Genomic DNA, 19,404 nt, shown 5'->3' with positions numbered 1-19,404 from the left:
CCTTAGTTAGTGCTAACAACACTGTTTATGATACTCAAAGTAATGGCATTTTTCAAGTCCTTTGTACAACTTTTTCAGCATAACTTTTCACATAAAAAAAGCCGTTTGGACATTCCCTATTCATTCTATCCTTGTGAGAAAGAAGATATTCCAGGTTTGTACCCAAACGGACTATAAACTTATTCCTTTGTTTCTCCTTCTCCTTGATTCTGCTTCCGGTATACCCGTGCGGACAACACGATGCTGAATTCATAGAGCAGCAGCAGTGGAATCAATACAATGAACGCCGAGATGAAATCGGGAGGCGTAATCGCCGCAGAAGCGACTACAAGGGCGAAGTAAGCCATCTTCCGCATCTTGCGGAGTTTTGGCGGATTCACCAGACGCAGGTGTGTCAGAAACAAGACCATAAGCGGCAGCTCGAACACCAGCGACACCGGCACTACAATGTTCGTAAGAAACCGGAAATAATCGGCCGCCCCGTAGGTTTCCACCAGTCCCAATTCCTTGTTTAAATCAGAGGTGAAATGAATCGCAAGCGGAAAAACCGCGTAATAACCAAACGCAGCTCCGCCTACAAAACTTAGAAAGGCAAACGGAATGTACTTCAGCGTTGCTCTCCGCTCCTCCGCCTTCAGGCCGGGGCTTACAAAAGCCCACAGCTGATAGAAGGTAAAAGGCAAAGTAATGCCAAAAGCGACGGTCAGTGCAATTTTCATGTAAATGCCGACTCCGTCCCAAAAGGAAAAAGCATTCAGACGCACAAATACTCCGCCGCTGCCTCTGGTCGTTAGATAATGGTAGATCGGTTCAGCCGCCAGAAAACCGCCGATCAGCACAAGTCCAAATACAAGCAGCACGGCTAGCAGACGTTTGCGGAGTTCCATGAGGTGACTGGTCATGCTCATCGTTTTGGATGTCGATGATTCGCTCATGCGCTCCTCCTTCTACGGCCTTATCTTTCAACTATAGACGGAACTGCCCCGTCACCATCAGCAGAGCCTCCGGAAGCTCTTCCATAATGGCGGCCAAATTTTCATGAACCCCTTTCGGGGTGCCCGGCAGGTTGACGATCAGCGTTCTGCCGCGAATCCCGACCACGCCTCTGAACAGCATGGCAGCGGGATTTTTCTTCATCGCCCCCGCCCGCATCGCTTCCGCCATCCCTGGAACTTCACGTTCAATGACGCGACGGGTTGCCTCCGGCGTAACATCTCTTGCAGCAAGCTCGGTCCCGCCGGTCGTCAAAACCAGATTGGCCTGAAAATAATCGGTCATTTCAATAAGTGCGGCGATAATTTCATCTTCTTCGTCCGGAACAATCCGGTATTCAATAATTTCACCGTTCAATTCCTCTTCGACCAGTTCCCGAATTACCTGGGCGCTCGTATCCTCCCGATCTCCCCGGGAGCCTTTGTCGCTGGCCGTGAGGATGGCTGTTTTCCACTTCTCCATAAAGTTATCCTCCATCCGCATTAGGAACTCACTTGGAACACTAACTCTTTATGTTTGATTAACTCTTATGGTAGTCTCCGCTTTTACCGCCCTGTTTGGACTTTAATTCGGTAGGACCGATAACCATGTCCTTCTGAAGCGCCTTGCACATGTCGTAAACCGTAAGCGCCGCCGCGGAAACGGCTGTCAACGCCTCCATCTCTACGCCTGTGCGCCCTTCCGTCTTGACGGAAGCTTCAATATAAAGCTGATCATGGCCGTTATCGGAGAAAGTAATGTTCACTCCGGTCAGCGGCAGCGGATGGCACATCGGAATCCAGTCCGAGGTCCGCTTCGCGCCCTGGATGCCGGCGATCTGGGCCACGGCCAGCACATCGCCTTTATGAATATTGCCTTGCCGGATTGCCGCCAGCGTTGAAGGCAGCATCGTAACGGTCGTAACCGCTACGGCAGTTCTGAAGGTAACTTCCTTGCCGGAGACGTCTACCATTTTAGCCCTGCCCTGCTCATTAAAGTGGGTCATGCCGCTTCCTGGTTGTTCCATCTTAAACATCATCCTTATTTATGTAAAATACGTTCGCTGGCGTAATCAGAACGTCCAATCTCAAATCATGCGCTTGGGCCGGTACCTGCTGGGCAAGCTGCTCTTCAAACAGCAATGAAGCGAATAACGTTCGTCCCGCTCCCCCGCCCGCCGTCTGCTTCAAGCGCTGCGTGAAACGGTCATAATAACCGCCGCCGTAACCAATCCGTCCTCCGTGCAGATCATAGACCAGCCCCGGGACGATCACCACATCGATTTCGCCGTACCGTTCCTCCGGCCAGACCGGACTATCCGCAGCCGGTTCGGAAATGCCCCAGACTCCCGGCTTCAGCGAGGACCAGTCCTCAAAACGGTGGACAGCCAGCATCCCGCCCTTTGTAATTCTGGGCACAAGCACGGTGTCGCCTTTCCCCAGGCAGCTGTCCACAAGAGACCTTGTAGAAAGCTCATCCTTGAAAGACAAATAGCTGAACAGCGTAAGCTTTTGCCCCGGCCGGCTCCGGCGAAGCGGCGCAAGCACTTCATCCTCGGCAAGCCTGCAGGCAGATTCGGACAACATCCTGCGTTCGGTTTCTCCGAGCGAAGCCCGTTTAGCCGCCGCCTCTTGTCTGAGCAAACGTTTCTTTTCTTTCAGATCCATATGGCTTAACCTTTCAGGACAAAATACTCAATCCCGTTGACATAAACGAAATATCAGTTCTATTAGTTAGTTTATCATTGTTCCATGAAAATGAAAACAAGCCCTGCGGCTTCCCGCAAGCCTGGTCAAAAACAATTCAAACCTCTCTTTCCGGTGCAATCGGAGCCGGTTTCGGTTAAACTGAAAAAGTATATGTGTCCTGACTGCCGCCCATGCGAGCGGTTCATTATAAAGATGGAGGATGTTTGTTATTATGCTGCTTCAAGCCTCAAATATTACGAAGCTCTATGGAGTAACACCCATTCTTGAAGGCATCAGCCTTCAAATTCAGGAGCGCGAGCGGATCGGCCTTGTCGGTGTAAACGGCGCAGGCAAATCTACGCTGCTCAAAATTCTCGCCGGCGAGATGTCTTATGACGGCGGGCAGATTTTTAAAGCTAAAGAAACAACACTTGGTTATTTGGCCCAGAACAGCGGCCTCGCTTCCGACAAAACGCTGTGGGAAGAGATGCTGCACGTCTTCGCCCCCCTGCTGGAGATGGAGGCAGAGCTGCGGCGGATGGAGCATCAAATTGCCGACCCGGCTGCCAATCATGAAGATAAAAGCTATCAGGACCTGCTGGAGCGTTATGCTCATAACTCGGACCGCTTTAAGGATCTGGGCGGCTACGAGATCGAGACTCGAATCCGCAGCGTGCTGCACGGGATGGGATTCAGCGAATTCCCGCAAGATACGCCGATCGCCACGCTTAGCGGTGGGCAGAAGACCCGCTTGGCTCTGGCCCGGATTCTGCTGCAGGCCCCCGATGTGCTGATGCTCGACGAACCGACCAACCACCTGGACATCGAAACGCTGACCTGGCTGGAAGATTATCTTCGCGCTTATTCCGGCGCTTTGCTCGTCGTGTCTCACGACCGTTATTTCCTGGACCGGCTTGTCACGTCGATCGTTGAAATCGAACGCCATCAATCCAAACGTTATACGGGCAATTACAGCCGTTATGCCGAGCTGAAGGACGCCGAATACGAAAGTGCGATGAAGCAATATGAGAAACAGCAGGACGAAATTGCCCGCATGGAGGAGTTCATCCAGAAGAACATCGTTAGAGCCTCAACAACCAAAAGAGCGCAAAGCCGCCGGAAAATGCTCGACAAAATGGATGTTATGGACAAACCGCTTGGCGATTTGAAACGGGCCAACTTCTCTTTTGAAGCCGAAATTATGTCCGGCCGCGAAGTGCTGCAGGTCGATCAGCTGTCTTATGCGTTCGATCAAGACCATCCGCTCTTTAAAAATGTCTCCTTCGAGCTGCGCCGCGGCGAAACCGCCGCTTTGATCGGCCCGAACGGGATCGGCAAATCAACACTGCTCAAAATTCTGACCGGAGATTTGAAGCCGACAGCCGGCAAAATCAATTGGGGCACCAAAATCCGGATCGGCTATTACGATCAGGAGCAAACTCATCTGACCGGCACGAATACCGTATTGGAAGAGCTGTGGAGCGCTTATCCCCATGTAGAAGAAGCCCGGATTCGTACCATTCTCGGCAACTTCCTGTTTAGCGGGGATGACGTGCAGAAACGGGTCTCCAGTCTGAGCGGCGGTGAGAAAGCCCGTGTTGCGCTAGCCAAGCTGATGCTGCTGAAAGCCAATGTGCTTATTTTGGACGAACCGACCAACCACCTGGACTTGTACAGCAAGGAAGTGCTGGAATCGGCCTTGCTTGACTATGATGGAACGCTGCTGTTTATCTCCCATGACCGTTATTTCCTGAATAAAATGGCCGAACGGGTCATTGAGCTGCACCCGGAAGGAGCCAGACATTTCCTAGGAAATTATGACGACTATGTCGAGAAGAAGCTGGAGCTTGCCGAAATTGCCGCCGAGCAGGCAGCGAATGCGGCCGCCAAACAAGCCGCCGGAGGCAAAAAGGACGTTCCCGAGCTGAACGAAACCAAAACGGGCGCCGCTTCCTTTGAAGCCGACAAGCAGGCTAAACGGGAAGAACGGAACCGTCAGCGCCGCATGGAGCAGCTCGAAGCCTCCATTGCCAAACTTGAGGAAGAGATCGAAACGCTTGAAAATGAACTGACATTGCCGGAGGTCTATCAGGACTATACGGCCGTTCAGGAAAGACAAACCACGATCGACAAACATAAGGCCGGATTGGCCGACGCTTATGCCGAATGGGAGCAGCTTGCCGAAGCGTGACTAATCCCGCTTAAGCCGGAGAAAAAAAGGGCCAATAAATTCATAGATGTGACAACAAATTTGTGCACATAGTTATCCCCAGATACAGGGATCAATTCAGCGAAAAATGGAAAATAAAACGGTTGGAAACCCGCTTGTACCAACCATTTTCAAAAAAAAGGGGATATTATCCACTAAGTTATGCACATTATCCACAGTTTTCACATGATAATCGCAGCAAAAACGGACCCGTTTTCTGTTTCAAACAATCCCTTGCTGGGTATGCTTTCATCTTATTTACACACAGAATCATGCTGGAATGTGGATAATCTTGTCCACATCTTGACAGCCGATGAGAATTATTATAGACGATCCGGAGGATGCCCAATTGTAAGGGGCATCGCTCTAATGTTAAAATTCAAACAAGGATAGCGGATAAGGAGAGGATTAAATCATGAGCAAAATGATCTATGGGGTACCCCATATTGATGCAGATGAACTGCAGCAGATTCTAGAGGATAAAGAACGCGGAACCATTGTCATAGATGTCAGAGAGCCTTTTGAGTATGAAGCGGGCCACATCCCGACTGTTCCTTTGATTCCGATGGGCGAAATTGCGGAGTATGCGGATGATATGGACAAAGAACGCGAATATGTCTTCGTCTGCCGGAGCGGACAGCGCAGCCTCAATGTTGCCCGCTACTTTCAGGAGCTGGGCTTCGAGCATATCCTTAACTATGAAGGCGGAATGCTCGTATGGGATAAAGAGACCGTCAGCGGACCAGAGAACATTATCGCAGATTTCACAACTATGGAGCAGCTGGAGCGCAAATAAACGCCGTAATGCAGGAGAACCCTATACAAAACGCTCGGAGTCTTAATGGTACCGGGCGTTTTTTCTATATCTTTTTACAAGAATAAAGAAAACATCCGTATAAACAGGCCGTTCTCACGGCATCCTATGTCCGATTGGAAGATTCAATAAAGGAGACTGAAATGGATGTCTTTGGCGACTTTGTTGTGGCAATCGGTATTGACGTTGTTCATGCATCTGTTTGCGCCCGCTGCGATTGCCTCCTCGACCCTTCACTTTGACGATCCTGCTTATGCCAAATGGGGACAGATCGCTGTCAAACAGGCGCAAAGCAAATATGAAGCTTCGGTAGTCGATTATCTTCATATCGGGAGGTATTCGATTTCTCCTACCATCAGTGAAGAAAGATTCAAGCTGTGGCTGAGGAAAAAAGGCCGTGAATTTGGGGTTTATGTGTATGTCCGTTTTGATTCCTCGTCCGAAGAGCTGATCTCCGTTCATTTCGAGCAGGCGCGTTAAACCTGAATTGAAATTCAAGGATGGTCATCCTCTGGGGCCGTTGGGCCGTTAACTATTGCTGAAAAAAGCCTGATATACGCCCCGTAGCCGGCCTGCTCGAGTTCTTCTTTCGGAACAAACCGCAGCGAAGCTGAGTTTACCTCATACTGAAAACCCGATGGCGACGTTTCGCTGCGCAGCAAATAACCGAGATGTGCGCCGGATAACCGGCTCTTGAGCGCAACCTTAACCTGACTGCCGCTGTAGTCGGCTTCCTTGCGGACTAAACCTTCGTTAAGCGGCTGGCTGAAGCTTGGCCTTCCGGTTTCCGCCTCCAACTGATCCGGGGAGCTAAATAACGGATCTCCGTTGATAATATCTACATAAATCCCCTCACGGGTGTTGTTCCAGTATTCATTGTCATACGCCGGTTCGCTTGCGCCATGCTGGGTTACTTCATATTGCAGGGGGGTCAACTGTTTGCGAAGCTGCTCTAAATCCTTTTTGCCGCGCCAATGCTTCTCGGTGAAATCTACCCGGCCTGATGCCTCATAATAAAGATTGTAGTCATTGCGATGGGTGTTGTAGTAATTCTGGTGGACCTCCTCCGCCCGGTAAAAAGGACCCGCCGGCACGATTTCGGTAACAATCTTCCCCTTGAAACGTCCGCTGGCCTCCAGCGCCTGTTTGGACGCCTCGGCTTTCTGCCGCTGCTCTTCATTATGCGTAAAAATCGCTGACCGGTAGGAAGCGCCCCTGTCCATAAATTGCCCGCCGCTGTCCGTAGGATCGATGAGCTGCCAATAAATGTCGAGCAGCCGTTCATAGGGGAAAATTTCAGGATCATAGGTAATCTGTACGGCTTCCGCGTGACCGGTTGTTTCCATGCCCACTTCTTCATAGGTCGGGTTGTCCGTATAACCGCCCGTATAGCCCGATACAATCGAAATAACGCCGGGCAGCTGATCAAACGGTTTAACCATACACCAGAAGCACCCTCCCGCGAAGGTCGCGGTTTCAATCTTCTTTTGTTCCCGGAGGCCCGAAAGCTCCGGCTGCTGCTTCTCTTCATTCATATACGGATCTCTCCCCTGATTTCAGTCAAAATAACGGTTCCTTCCGCAGGCTTTACCATGATAGAATAGTAAGGCTGCTAACAACCGGAGGTGCGCACCTAAATGGGTTTTATCCAAACAGCCAGATGGGAACTGAATAAATGGTCCGGCAATATCAAATTGTTTTTCCTTGCCAATATTTTATATCAAATCGGCACCGGGATGTTTGGTGTTCTCTATAATTTATACATACAAGAACTGGGTTACAACGATGCAATGAACGGCCGGGTCGTCAGCATTCAGTCACTTGCCACCGCCTTGCTGTTCATTCCGATCGGTCTCTGGGGCGACCGGGCCAGCCGCAAGAAAATTTTGATTGTCGGCGCTATGTTCAGCGGTGCCGCCTTCCTGCTCCGCTCCTTTGTATCCGGCGAATCCGGCCTGATCGGACTGGCTGTGTTCACCGGCTTGTTCGCTTCTTTCTTCCAGGTACTGTCTATTCCGTTTCTGGCAGAAAACGTGAAACCCAAAGAGCGCCTACGCATGTTCAGTTACTTCTCTTCCCTGGTGCTGGCCTCACAGGTCATCGGCAGCATGGGCGGCGGACTGCTGGCGGATGGGCTGCAGGCAGCGGGTTTCAGCACGCTGGCCAGTCTGCAAACCGTACTCGCCTTGGGCGGAAGCGCCACCTTTGCCGCTTTCATTCCAATGCTGTTTGTACGCGAGCTTTCTGCCAAAGGACAAGCTTCCGCAGATGCTGGAGAAGAGCTAAAGTCACATGAGTCCGTAAAATCCAATACCGATGAATCAGATCAGCCGCGCGAGACGGCCGCCGAGTTCAAAACGATCGGCAAATTTGTCATCGCCCAGCTGCTGATCGGCTTTGGCTCAGGGCTGGTGGTTCCTTACCTGAACCTTTATTTTACAAACCGTTTCTCGGCTTCATTGTCTCTGATGGGCATATTGATCTCACTTGGCCAGGTAATGACAATCGTATCCATGCTGATCGGCCCTACACTCGCGAGGAAGGTCGGTCAGGTCAAAGCGGTCGTCATTTTCCAAATGTTATCCCTGCCCTTCCTGCTGCTGACGGGTTTCACGCATTGGTTTGTCTTAGCGGCGGTAAGCTTCCTCTTCCGGCAGGCGCTGATGAACGCGGCTAATCCGATTCAGTCCTCGATCATGATCGACCGGATCGCCGACAAACGGCGCGGTATAGCGAATTCTCTCACCCAAACAGCCTTTATGCTGGGCTGGGCCACTATGGGCCCCGTTCAATCCCGGCTTGTTACGGGTTACGGCAGCTATTGGGGTTACGCGATCACGTTCAGCATCACGGGCTGCCTCTATGTCGCGGCTTCTCTTATGTATTTCTTTATGTTCCGTAAATCTTCGCCGGCAGATGCACGCAGCGCAGTGGAGATGTAATTCCAAAAAGAGATGCGGCCGGTAATCCGGACCTGCATCTCTTCTTTTTGTGCTGTTTGCTGTTCCCCAGGCAAGCATTTATTTAAGCCTTGAATTTCCCCCGGTATTGTCCCGTGCGGAGTTCAATGGCATAAGGCTCCAATTGCGGCATGTCTCTTTCCTCCGCTTCGCGGATCGCTTCCTCCACATCGTAAGGCACACGGACGAACTGCAGACCAAACGCTGCTGCATCATGAGCGCCATAGACACCTTCCATGATCACGTAGGAAGCCTGGATCATATCCAGCGAATTGCCTACGCTTCCGGCGTTAAACAAAGTTCTGCCGTTCTCCAGATGCTGCAAGAAAGCCGTATGAATATCCCCATACCCGGCGACATCAGCAGGCTTCTGAACCCGGCAGTTCGCGGAAGGCTCAAATAAAGACTCCCTTTTCTCCATCTCATCCCACGGGTAAATCCGTTCATACAAACTCCGCGGCGATGCGTGAAACAGTCTTACCAGCCTTCCGCTCATCATAAACTCGATGCAAAAAGGCAGCGACTCCAGATAAGCCATCCGCTCTTGTCCCAAAATGTCCTGGTTCCACGTCACGATGTCGATGTCGCTTGGTTCGCGAATAAACTCATCCCAGTTGCCGGATACGACGATCTCGCATTTTTCTTTAATGAGATCAACAGCAAGATCGCCATGCGGTCCTTTTCCGACCAGATCACCCAGGCAGAAGATCCGTTTGATTCCCCGTTCTTCAATATCCTTAAGCACCGCCTTCAAAGCAGACAGGTTGCCGTGAATATCTGAAATGACAGCTATTTTCTCCATGCAAGACATCTCCTTTTCTCCGGTCGCTCCACTTGCCTTATCATGACCCAAAGACCGGCTGCCCACCCGCCGTAGCCGAGCCTTCTGGCCTACTCTACGATCAGCAGCTGTCTTGAGAAACGCCCCTTATAAATGCTGCAGGATTCCTTGATCGTCCAGCCTGATTTCCCGAGTGCAGGCAGGATATCTTCAAGAGTCAGGATGACGGCTTTCGGAGCCAGCCTCCGGGCGCTGCGCAGCATATCCAGCAGCTCTTCCTCGGGCAGAACCGAACACAGATTATAAGGCAGATCCAGAATCAAAACATCATACCGGCCGTCTAACTGCCGCATATCCCCAAGACGGACCGCTTCCTCCAGAAAACCAAAATGCTTAAGGTTCTCTCTGGCTCCGGTCACAGCAAGCGGATTGATATCAAAACCTTCCGTCTCAATCCCCATCGACAAAGCTTCAATTAATACGGTGCCAATCCCGCAGCATGGATCAACAAGCTTCAGCCCCTCCTGCCGGGGCACGGCGATGTTCACGGCGGCACGCGCCACCCTTGTACTGAGGGCCGTGGAATACTGCCGGGGTTTGCTGTTATGCTTTAGCCAAATGGACTCTCCCGCCACGCATTCGCCGAGCACCCAGCGGTCCTTGGAATAAGCGAAGCCGAACAGCCGGTCCGGGCTTTTCATTTCCGCTTTGCCAATGATCCGGGCTCCAATGCGCCGTTCAAGCGCTCTCTTGCCTTCATAGGTTTCTGTCTGATCGGCATCCAGATAACGGACTTTGAAGGTGGCCCCTTCAAGCGCAATCCGGCCGGCTTGTTCCTCCAGCTCTTCAAGAGTTTCGGCTTCAAACTGAACGGCCAGTCTTTCATGAAGAAAGGGACTGCGGTCCGGGGCAACCTGCAGCCGGCTTTCCACGTGGCGCTGGCCAGGAATTTCCCCGAGCAGCGAGCGAAGCTCCAAGCCGCACAATTCCCGTTCGTCTTCATGGCAGGCGTAGGTGTAAAGCCAGGAGGCTGCTGCCGGCTTCATCCCTTCAGACAGATTTGTCCCTTTAGATGGGTATATCCCTTTAGATTCAGATGGGCTCATCCTTCAATCCCGCCTATGCCCTGAATCGCTGTAAAAGCCTGTTCGCTCCAGACAAGCCCCAGCTCCTCCAGACTTTTCCCGCCGATTTCGATGGTTTCCCGTTCCGTCACTACGGCTCCAAGATGCTCATAAAAGGTTCTAGCCTTATTCTCTTCAAGCACCCAAACATGGGCAGCCTTCATGCCATCCAGGGACAAACGCCTGAACAAAGCGCTGACCAGCTTCCGCCCAAGCCCCTGACCTTGCGCCTCTTCCAGGAGATACAAAGCAGTAAGCTCCGCATCATAAGGAATTCCTGGAGTCTCAGAAGCCGGGGGCTCCTTAGCAGGATTGGCCGGTCCGCCCGAAATAAAGCCGACAATCCGTCCAGACTGATCTTCGTCTTCAGCCACAAAGACCCGGCCGCCGGGATAAGCCAAATTCCGTTTCCACAGCTCTGTCCGCTGCTCATAACTTAGTCCTTTCAAGTAAGCATCCGGCACAAGCCCCCTGTAAGTCGTTCTCCAGGAATCTACATGCACGGCTGCTATGCCCGGTTCGTCCCCTGAAACCGCTGCTCTGATCTTCATTGTCCGTCCCTCCTTTCCTTATTTAGAAACATGCTGCAAGGCTGCAGCTTTTCGTATAGGAATATGATCTTTATTTTGCTTGTCCGGCCCGGCGGATGTCAATTTGTAAAAAAAGAAACACCCGCCTGCGGCCCTCCAGGCGAGTGTAACATCATTCGACCGACCAGGCCTCCAGCGACAGGCCGGGGTCGGCCTTCAGGCTCAAATTGGCGTATTCGCCGGTTTGCCATTTCAGATAAGCCGCCGCTCCGATCATGGCGGCGTTGTCCGTGCAGTAGGCGAGGGGCGGGATAATCAGCTCCACGCCTTCCCGCCCGCAGCGTTCCGTTAAAGCGGCACGGAGCCCTTTGTTGGCGGCAACCCCGCCGCAAAGCAGCAGCTGCTCCGCCGAAGTGGAACGTACGGCGCGGATCGCTTTTTCCACCAGCACCTCGATCACGGATTCCTGGAAACCGCGGGCAATAGCGCCGTAATCCGGCGTTTCGCCTTTCATCTTGCTGCGGTTCACGAGGTTCAGCACCGCCGACTTCAAACCGCTGAAGCTGAAATCATAGGAGTCCGGCTCCAGCCAGACGCGGGGCAGCTCCTCCGCCGCCGGCGACTCCAAAGCCGCCTTGTCCACAAAGGGACCGCCCGGATAAGGGAACCCAATCGCGCGGGCAACCTTGTCATAGGCTTCGCCTACGGCATCATCCCGGGTCCGGCCGATCAGCCTGAAGTGCCCCTCACGTTCCATCAGCACCAGCTCGGTATGACCGCCCGAAACGACTAGCGCAACGCACGGATACCGTAGTTCACGGACAAGCCGGTTGGCATAAATATGCCCGGCAATATGATGCGTGGCAATCAGCGGCTTGCCGAGTGCGAACGCAAAGCTTTTGGCAGCTACAACACCGACGAGCAAAGCGCCGACCAGTCCAGGCCCCTGGGTCACCGCTACCGCGGACAGCTCATCAGGAGTGACTCCTGCTTTCTCCAGCGCTTCTTCCATAATGAGCGTAATCACTTCGACATGCTTGCGGGAAGCAACCTCGGGGACAACGCCGCCGAATGCCCGGTGCGTGTCAATCTGGCTTGAAATAATGTTGCTTAACACCTCGCTGCCGTTCTTGACCACGGATGCCGAAGTCTCATCACAGCTCGTCTCCACCGCAAGAATATAACAATCGCCGGACGCCCCGGCGGGCTGCTTATGAGGGTCCGGTTGAGATTTATTTTCAGATATAGATTTAGATTGATATTGAGATTGAAATATAGATTGTGAGTCTGCAGATTTTAACTCCAGTTCCGGGTCTACCACTTGGTTTCGCTTCCTTCCCTGCCGCCTTCAGCTTTCATCTTGTCCGATAAATCACACCACATAATAAGTGCATCTTCCCCGTTATCCGAATAATACCCTTTGCGCATGCCGATGCCGCGGAAGCCAAGCTTCTCATACAGCGACTGCGCCACATTGTTGGACACCCGAACTTCTAGCGTCATCCGGATCATTCCCAGCTCCCAGGCATAAGTCATCAGCTGGCGGAGCAGCAGCTCGCCCAGATGTTGGCCGCGATGGGCCGTTCTTACGGCGATGTTCGTAATATGCGCTTCATCCAGCACCGTCCACATGCCGGCGTACCCGATCGGCGCCCCGTTCCGCTCCATGACCAGATAGCGGGCAAACTGGTTATGCGTCAGCTCGTTCCGGAAAGCATCGCTCGACCAGGGCAAGGTAAAGGATTCATGTTCAATAATCATAATGTCGGGAATATCATCCATCAGCATGGGGCGAAAAACAATTTCGTCCTTATATGCCTTATTCGTCCGGCTATTTTCGCTCTCCATTCCAATCCCTCCTACAATCCCTGTAGTTTGTTCACTTCAGCTTCCGTCAGCTGGGTATAATTCGGCTGAAGCTCATGAGCTTCGTCGCGTTCGCCGCTAAGCAGCCGGGCCGCGCCCAGCAGCCCGCCCCACGCGCCTTCCGGCGCGTATTCGGCGATGCGCAGCGCATCGCCGAGCAAAGGCCGCAGCAGCTCTGCGACTGCGGCGTGTTTGTCCGTGTCGCCGGCAAGCGTCATCACGGACGGCCGCGCTTCCGGCGGCAGCGCGGACCAAAGGGCCGCCAGGCTGCCTGTCCAATCCGCCATCAGGCGGATGCCGTCCGGCTCAAGCCGGCGGGTGAGACCGCCCGGCGCTGCTTCAAACAGCGCCGTATAAACCTGGCCGCGCCGCGCATCCATCAGCGGCACGACCCATTCGGCTGCGGCGCTGGCCTGCCCAGCCGCAGCAGCGTTCGCGGCTGCTCCTGAGCCAGCCGCAGTGCCGTCGGCCGTGCGGGCAGCATCGCCGCTTCCCGCGGCCGTTCCCTTCGCAGCGGCTTCTGCCCCGCTGCGGCCTTCCACCGCCGGGATGAAATCCCCGGCAGTCAGGCCTGCGCCCTGCGCCCAGGCTCCAAGCGCCAGCATCTCCAGGCTGGAGATGCCGACAACCGGGATGCCAAGCGCCCAGGCCAGACTTTTACCGGCCGTCACGGCGATGCGAATCCCGGTATAAGATCCGGGACCGACACCGGTGATAATACCGGCAAGCTCGCGCTGAGAGGTTCTGGAATCCTCCAGAACCTTCTGTACCGCCGGCATCAGCAGCTCGGCATGGCCGCGCTGCGCCAGCAGGTTATTTTCAGCAAGCACCCGCGCCCCGTCCATGACCGCCGTGCAGAGCGTAGCCGTCGAGGTGTCCATCACCAAATAACGACGGGCTGTATCATTACGCTGTTCCATTTGTTATACCCCATTTTCTTTCAGGTCGGCCGTCCAAGCCGTGTACGGCTCTCCCTGTCCGTAGATATAAATCTGCCGTTCTCCGGATTCCATGACTTCCATATATAAATGAATCCTTGATTCCGGAAGCAGCTCTTCGATCAGGCTGCCCCATTCGACAAGCGTGACGCCTTCCCCGAAGAAATATTCATCCAGTCCAAGCTCGTCCGCTTCTTCCAGTGACAAGCGGTAAACGTCCATATGATAAAAAGGCAGTCTGCCTTCATATTCCTTAATAATCGTAAAAGTAGGACTGTTCACATGTTCTTTCACTTCAAGGGCTCTTGCAAAAGCTTGGGAAAAAGCCGTTTTCCCTGCGCCCAGGTCGCCGTCAAGCACCATCACCGTTCCAGGCGCCGCCAGCCGGGCCAGCCTGTCTGCCAGCCGCTGCGTGTCCTCAAGCTTGCCCGCCCGGTAAACAAGCTGCGCGAATTCCTTATTGATCAACGTGCTTACCGCCTTTCGGCTCATGCAGAAACGGGCGCCGCTTCCCGGTATCAGCCGTGAACAACGACGCGTTTCAGTGAGATATAGTCAGTTCCAGGCTTGTACCTTAACGGTTTAAAGCCCTGATTTTTCTATCCCATTATATATTTCATGCGTATGTCCCGCAAGGACGGACAATTAGCCGGCAGCCAATTTCTCCGGTATCTGCCTGAAATAATAAGGCCTGCTGCAACCATACTAAAGGGAAGGAAGGCTTCTCACGGGAAGCTGAAAGCCATTCGGAAAGGAGTTTGATGCCCGTGCATACGGTCTGGAAAGGAGCGATCAGCTTCGGCCTGGTGCATGTCCCGGTCAAAATGTTTTCGGCCACCGAAGACAAGGATATCTCCATGAAATATATTCATAAAACATGCGGCAGCCCGATTTCCTACGTCCGGCGCTGTCCTTCCTGTGATAAGGACGTCGAGTGGGATGAAATTACCCGAGGGTATGAGTATGAGAAGGGGAAGTACGTGCTGTTTGATAAAGAAGAATTGGAACAGCTTTCCGAGCAGAACAATAAAACGATTACGATTCTGGACTTTGTTGATTTACATGAAATCGATCCGATTTATTTTCAAAAAACCTACTATTTATCTCCCGATCAGGCCGGCTCCAATGCCTACAGACTGCTGCTTCAGGCGATGAGGGATACCGGGAAGATCGGCATCGCCAAAATCGCAATCCGCTCCAAAAGCAGCCTGGCAGCCATTCGCGTGCTGGAGGATGATTGTCTGGCCGTGGAAACCATTTTCTACCCGGACGAAATCCGCCCGGTCTCCCAAGTGCCGGGGCTGCCCGAACAAGCAGATGTGAACGACAAAGAGCTGACGATGGCCAAGCTGCTGATTGAGCAGCTCTCCACGCCGTTTGAACCTGAGAAATACACGGACGATTACCGGGCTGCCCTTCTGGATCTGATCCAGCATAAGGTGGCGGGAGAAGAGGTTTCTTTGGCGCCCGCGAAGCCGGAAACCAATGTTATTGATCTGATGGCCGCCCTCCAGGCCAGTATTGAAGCCGTGCGCCCGATCGGTACCGATCCGGGAACTCCTGCTGCTCCGGCGGCCCGGACGACCCGAACTGGAAGAAAGGCCAAAGCGGAAGATACGGCTGCGGCACAAACCGCAGGAGCCGGAGAGGCAGCGGGGGCGCCTGCCGCCGGGAAAACCCGGACTGCAGCCGGCCGCAGCAAAGCCGGAAGCAAAACGTCTTCGGCTAAAGCCGCATCCCCGGCAGCAGCTGGGCAAGCTTCAGGAAGCATCACGCCTGCGGCCTTATCTTCATTGACCGAACCGCCCAAACCGAAACGGAGAAGCACAAAACCCAAGAAAACCTCTTAACCGTTTCGGATTTCGTTGGCCGAGCTCAGATCAGAGCCTTTATCAAATTGGCTATTGTTGACTGTTAAATCTGATCTACTGTACACTGCTCGGCGCTTACACCCGCAAAGCCCTGGAGTACGGGATGGCGGAGTGTCCAGCCGCTCGTCCATTCCAAATATTCGACTCTCACCGTAAGGGACGGCAGCATCCAGGCCGCCCCTTTTACCCGTGCTGGCATGTTATGAAAAGGACGGTCCGGCACCTTTAAACGCTCCGCTTCTTCGGTCATGAAGCGCCAGTCTGTAACCGTGAATTTGCCCGCCCCGGCATGGCCGATATAAAGAAATCTTCCTTCCTCGTCATAAAGACCCAGCAGTAGGGCATTTACGATGCCGTCGCGGTAAGTGACGCCTCCTATGGCCGCGTATAAATCGCGGAAAAACTTCTTCTTCTGCCAGCGTTTGTCTTTCCCCCCTACCGCATAAGTGCTGTCCAGATCCTTGCAAACTACCCCTTCCCAGTTATGGCGCCGCATGACCTCGAAGAGCTGTTCCGCGTCCGGGTAATTTTGACAAAGCTGAACCCTTTCGTTTGGCACAATAACCTGCTCTAGCAGCTGCTGGCGTTCTTCGAGGGGACGATCCGTAACCCACTCTCCGTTGCAGTACAAAAGATCAAAGATCATATAGTTCACGGCAATCCGGTCGGCGGCAAAACGGATCTCGTCTGTTTTTCTCAAGCTGTCCCGCTTCATGATGGCATGGAATGACGGCTTGTTATTTTCGATCGACATCATTTCCCCATCCAGAATAAATGATTGTGCCTTACAGTACAGACTGGTGTCCGTAAACTCCGGATATTGAAGGGTTCGCTCGTTCCCTTTACGGTTAATCAGCCGGCTTGAGCCTCCGCTGCTGTAAGTCAGCATCCGCACACCATCCCATTTGACTTGGGCCGCCCACCGTTCTCCGGTTGGCAGGGACTCGGCAGTCAAGGGCTCAAAGGGCTTAACCGCTTTGAATTCCATCAGGGTTCCTCACTTTCATTTCTTTAACAGTAAGCTCTCTTACAGCATTTCCCTTGACTGGCCGCTCCATTCTTGAACTTGTAACCTCATAAACGATTCTCCGCCGGGGAATTCTAGGTTTAAGCGCGGCAGACCGCCGCTTCCCATTCCATGCTGCACAAGGGGGTTACCTGGGTTATGCCAACCGCTGTAAAAGGATCCATTCTCGTTGAAGGCCGTGAAATCACCATTTCCAACCCGGACAAGCTGCTCTGGCCCGAAGCCGGGGTAACCAAACTGATCTATTTGCAGAAGCTGGCCGAGCTGGCCCCTTATCTGCTTGAAAGATGTCGCAACAGGCTGCTGACTACCATCCGTTATCCGGGCGGTATCCACAGCTCTTTTTTCTATCAGAAAAATGCCCCTGAGCCACTGCCTGACTTCGTCACCACGGCCGAACATCAGGGAATCCGGTACGTAGTCCTGGACAGCCTCCCTACCTTGTTATGGCTAGGCAACCTGGCCTCGATTGAGTTCCACCCTTCCCTGCATTATATCGGCGAGACGCTCCCCTGCGAGTGGATCATCGACCTTGACCCTTCCGTAGAAGAGGAGCCCAGAATTATGGAAGCGGCCAGTTATGTCGGAGATTGTTTGTCTTCACTTGGCCTGGAATCCGTTCCGAAGACATCAGGCGCTACCGGCGTACAAATTATAGTGCCGATTCATTACGGTATCACCTTTGACGAGCTGCGTGCGGTCGGTCATTTTGTAGCCCGTTATATTACGGAGAAACATCCGGCACTGTTCACAATCGAACGTTTGAAAAAAGACCGGGGGAACCGGATATATTTCGATTATCTCCAGCATTATTCCGGGAAGACGATTGCGGCCGCCTACACCCCCCGGGCCAAGAAAGCAGCCAGTGTATCTACACCGCTTACCTGGGCTGAAGTCCGCCGCAATCCGAAGCCATCCGATTACCATCTGCTCAACATCGGGAACCGGCTCAAACAAAAAGGCGACCTGCTTGAGCAGGTACAGCCTCAATCTCTGGATTTGATTCTGAAGCATCTGCTGAACAAATGAACAGCCGAAGCAGCTGCCGCCTGGCCCATACAGGCGCCTGCCTTACAACAGCGGAGACAGCAGTCTGGCCAGCAGCTCCATCCCTTTTTGCCGGCGCGGACGGTTGAGGAAGGTTTCGAGCAGAATAGGCCTGCACTCCTGCAGATCCTCTTCAAACTGCCTGGCCAGCTCCTCAATCGGCGAAGCGTCGAACAAAATGGCTGTCATTTCGAAATTGCTGAAGAAGCTTCGCATATCCAGATTGGCCGAACCTACCGTTGCAAGCAGATCATCCACGATCATCACCTTGGCATGAACAAATCCCTTGGCGTATTGATAGAATTTAATGCCTGTCCGCAGCAGATCCTCTACATAAGACAACGAAGCCCAATGAACAAGCCGGTTGTCGGAATGGTAAGGAATGATGATCCGGACATCAACACCGCTGACCGCAGCCGTCTTCAGAGCCTCCAGGATTCCGTCATCCGGGATGAAATAAGGTGTCGTAATCCAAATCCTCCGGGTGGCAGCCGACGTGGCGCCAAAACACATTTCCTGAATCGCATTCCAATACTGATCCGGACCACTTGCCAAAATCTGTACCTGCTCCTTGCCCCCGCAGTTATGCTTTGGAAAATAACCGGCTTCATCCACCTGCTCGCCGCACGCGAGCTTCCAGTCGCCCAGAAACGTATTTTGCAGGAAATAGACCGCATCTCCTTCAATCCTCACATGGGTATCCCGCCAATAGCCCATGTTGGAGTACAAACCCAAATAATCGTCCCCGATATTGATGCCGCCCATAAATCCGATTCGGCCGTCTATGACAACGATTTTGCGGTGATTCCGATAATTAAGCCGTTTATCCAGCAAAGCAATCCATGGCGGCAGAAAATAGTGGAATTTCACGCCTGCCTCTTTTAATTCCTTGATAAACCCCTTCTTGAGCTTCAGGCTGCCCAATCCGTCACACAGCAGCCGAACTTCCACGCCTTCCCGTGCTTTACGGATCATCACGTCCTTGAACCGGCTGCCGATCATGTCGCTGCGGAAAATATAAAATTGTATATGTATATGGTCCCTGGCCTGCTCCATCGCTTCCAGCATAGATGGGAAGGTTTCTTCCCCATCCTTGAGCACCAGAGTTGAATTACAGCCGGTGATTGGGCTTTCAGACAAGCGGGTCAACAGCTTAAACAGCCGCTCCCGGTGGATAAACTCGGGATTCTGCATACCAGCAGCGTCTTCAACCCTGCTGGACTGCCTCCAAAGCAGGGCTTTCATTTCCCTGAACAGCTTCGATCCGCTCCGGCGGAGCCTGCGCCGGTTCTTGTAGTCTCTCGCGGCAAAATAATAAAGAACAAATCCGATAAACGGCACACAAAACAAAATAAATAACCAGGCCACCGTTTTGGGAGCGCTGCGGAACTCCAGAAGCATAATCGTTGCGATTTGAAATATAAAAGCTATCAGCGATAATAAGAGCCACAGCAAAAGCACCACTCCTCCTATTTCAGGATTCACCATCCTGCTCCCTTCTTATTCGCGGGCTTCAACATATTAATCTGAAAACATAGCATGTTTACGCCATAGCAAGAATACATAATGGATAGGCA

Annotated in this window: 20 protein-coding genes; 6 read left to right on the top strand and 14 right to left on the bottom strand. The window is 52.9% G+C overall.

The features are described 5' to 3' along the window. Positions 1–179 precede the first annotated feature (179 nt). The 4 genes from tatC to CBE73_RS18770 are packed head-to-tail and all read right to left on the bottom strand — an operon-like array spanning position 180 to position 2,639. Positions 180–935 carry a twin-arginine translocase subunit TatC gene (tatC, locus tag CBE73_RS18785; protein WP_094095538.1) on the bottom strand — a complete coding sequence of 252 codons (756 nt, stop codon included), beginning with the start codon at positions 933–935 and terminating at the stop codon, positions 180–182. A 31-nt stretch (positions 936–966) separates the two neighbouring features. Next, positions 967–1,455, bottom strand: coding sequence for a MogA/MoaB family molybdenum cofactor biosynthesis protein (locus CBE73_RS18780; RefSeq protein WP_094095537.1), 489 nt, complete (start codon positions 1,453–1,455; stop codon positions 967–969). Positions 1,456–1,513: 58 nt separating this feature from the next. Continuing rightward, entirely contained in the window at positions 1,514–1,999 is a 486-nt protein-coding gene (gene moaC, locus CBE73_RS18775; RefSeq protein ID WP_280522996.1) for a cyclic pyranopterin monophosphate synthase MoaC, read from the bottom strand. Position 2,000: 1 nt separating this feature from the next. After that, positions 2,001–2,639, bottom strand: a complete 639-nt coding sequence (locus tag CBE73_RS18770) for a 5-formyltetrahydrofolate cyclo-ligase (RefSeq protein WP_094095536.1) — start codon at positions 2,637–2,639, stop codon at positions 2,001–2,003. Positions 2,640–2,892: 253 nt separating this feature from the next. Here CBE73_RS18770 and CBE73_RS18765 point away from each other — a divergent pair, with 253 nt between their 5' ends. The 3 genes from CBE73_RS18765 to CBE73_RS18755 all read left to right on the top strand — a co-directional run bounded on the left by CBE73_RS18765 (position 2,893) and on the right by CBE73_RS18755 (position 6,163). Continuing rightward, complete coding sequence (locus CBE73_RS18765) at positions 2,893–4,851, top strand: ABC-F family ATP-binding cassette domain-containing protein (RefSeq protein WP_094096415.1); 1,959 nt, start codon at positions 2,893–2,895, stop codon at positions 4,849–4,851. 433 nt (positions 4,852–5,284) lie between these two features. Then, positions 5,285–5,665, top strand: a complete 381-nt coding sequence (locus CBE73_RS18760) for a rhodanese-like domain-containing protein (RefSeq protein WP_094095535.1) — start codon at positions 5,285–5,287, stop codon at positions 5,663–5,665. 165 nt (positions 5,666–5,830) lie between these two features. Continuing rightward, the gene (locus CBE73_RS18755; protein WP_094095534.1) at positions 5,831–6,163 is read left to right on the top strand and encodes a DUF3889 domain-containing protein; all 333 of its coding nucleotides are present in this window, start codon (positions 5,831–5,833) and stop codon (positions 6,161–6,163) included. Positions 6,164–6,177: 14 nt separating this feature from the next. On the opposite strand, the gene msrA is transcribed toward CBE73_RS18755, so the two are convergent. Further along, positions 6,178–7,218, bottom strand: coding sequence for a peptide-methionine (S)-S-oxide reductase MsrA (msrA, locus tag CBE73_RS18750; protein ID WP_094095533.1), 1,041 nt, complete (start codon positions 7,216–7,218; stop codon positions 6,178–6,180). A 102-nt stretch (positions 7,219–7,320) separates the two neighbouring features. Between msrA and CBE73_RS18745 the strand changes: the two genes are divergently transcribed. Further along, the gene (locus CBE73_RS18745) at positions 7,321–8,625 is read left to right on the top strand and encodes an MFS transporter (RefSeq protein WP_094095532.1); all 1,305 of its coding nucleotides are present in this window, start codon (positions 7,321–7,323) and stop codon (positions 8,623–8,625) included. A gap of 82 nt (positions 8,626–8,707) precedes the next feature. Here CBE73_RS18745 and CBE73_RS18740 read toward each other — a convergent pair whose 3' ends face one another. The 7 genes from CBE73_RS18740 to tsaE all read right to left on the bottom strand — a co-directional run bounded on the left by CBE73_RS18740 (position 8,708) and on the right by tsaE (position 14,347). Beyond that, a complete protein-coding gene (locus tag CBE73_RS18740; protein WP_094095531.1) occupies positions 8,708–9,445 on the bottom strand; it encodes a metallophosphoesterase family protein in 738 nt (245 codons plus the stop codon). Positions 9,446–9,534: 89 nt separating this feature from the next. Continuing rightward, positions 9,535–10,530 (bottom strand): TRM11 family SAM-dependent methyltransferase, encoded by a 996-nt coding sequence (locus CBE73_RS18735; protein ID WP_094095530.1) that lies wholly within the window; start codon positions 10,528–10,530, stop codon positions 9,535–9,537. Further along, positions 10,527–11,099 carry a GNAT family N-acetyltransferase gene (locus tag CBE73_RS18730; RefSeq protein WP_094095529.1) on the bottom strand — a complete coding sequence of 191 codons (573 nt, stop codon included), beginning with the start codon at positions 11,097–11,099 and terminating at the stop codon, positions 10,527–10,529. Before CBE73_RS18730 ends, CBE73_RS18735 begins: the two co-directional genes overlap by 4 nt. A gap of 151 nt (positions 11,100–11,250) precedes the next feature. Continuing rightward, positions 11,251–12,258 carry a tRNA (adenosine(37)-N6)-threonylcarbamoyltransferase complex transferase subunit TsaD gene (gene tsaD, locus CBE73_RS18725; protein WP_244905551.1) on the bottom strand — a complete coding sequence of 336 codons (1,008 nt, stop codon included), beginning with the start codon at positions 12,256–12,258 and terminating at the stop codon, positions 11,251–11,253. Between the two features lie 134 nt (positions 12,259–12,392). Beyond that, a complete protein-coding gene (gene rimI, locus CBE73_RS18720; protein WP_229752540.1) occupies positions 12,393–12,926 on the bottom strand; it encodes a ribosomal protein S18-alanine N-acetyltransferase in 534 nt (177 codons plus the stop codon). Positions 12,927–12,937: 11 nt separating this feature from the next. Next, positions 12,938–13,864, bottom strand: coding sequence for a tRNA (adenosine(37)-N6)-threonylcarbamoyltransferase complex dimerization subunit type 1 TsaB (gene tsaB, locus CBE73_RS18715; RefSeq protein WP_094095528.1), 927 nt, complete (start codon positions 13,862–13,864; stop codon positions 12,938–12,940). Positions 13,865–13,867: 3 nt separating this feature from the next. After that, complete coding sequence (gene tsaE, locus CBE73_RS18710; protein ID WP_373286345.1) at positions 13,868–14,347, bottom strand: tRNA (adenosine(37)-N6)-threonylcarbamoyltransferase complex ATPase subunit type 1 TsaE; 480 nt, start codon at positions 14,345–14,347, stop codon at positions 13,868–13,870. Between the two features lie 302 nt (positions 14,348–14,649). On the opposite strand from tsaE, the gene ku reads away from it, so the two are divergent. Continuing rightward, the gene (ku, locus tag CBE73_RS18705; RefSeq protein ID WP_094095526.1) at positions 14,650–15,732 is read left to right on the top strand and encodes a non-homologous end joining protein Ku; all 1,083 of its coding nucleotides are present in this window, start codon (positions 14,650–14,652) and stop codon (positions 15,730–15,732) included. Between the two features lie 64 nt (positions 15,733–15,796). Here the strand turns inward: ku and CBE73_RS18700 are convergent, their stop codons facing one another. Next, complete coding sequence (locus CBE73_RS18700; protein WP_094095525.1) at positions 15,797–16,741, bottom strand: ATP-dependent DNA ligase; 945 nt, start codon at positions 16,739–16,741, stop codon at positions 15,797–15,799. Between the two features lie 177 nt (positions 16,742–16,918). On the opposite strand from CBE73_RS18700, the gene ligD reads away from it, so the two are divergent. Further along, positions 16,919–17,809 (top strand): non-homologous end-joining DNA ligase, encoded by an 891-nt coding sequence (gene ligD, locus CBE73_RS18695; RefSeq protein WP_094095524.1) that lies wholly within the window; start codon positions 16,919–16,921, stop codon positions 17,807–17,809. A 42-nt stretch (positions 17,810–17,851) separates the two neighbouring features. On the opposite strand, the gene cls is transcribed toward ligD, so the two are convergent. Then, on the bottom strand, positions 17,852–19,282 hold the full coding sequence (gene cls, locus CBE73_RS18690) for a cardiolipin synthase (RefSeq protein ID WP_094096412.1): 1,431 nt from the start codon (positions 19,280–19,282) through the stop codon (positions 17,852–17,854). Between the last annotated feature and the right edge of the window lie 122 nt (positions 19,283–19,404).

Source organism: Paenibacillus physcomitrellae (genome assembly GCF_002240225.1).
Taxonomy (GTDB): Bacteria; Bacillota; Bacilli; order Paenibacillales; family Paenibacillaceae; genus Fontibacillus; species Fontibacillus physcomitrellae.
This window is presented reverse-complemented; position numbering and strand designations above follow the sequence as displayed.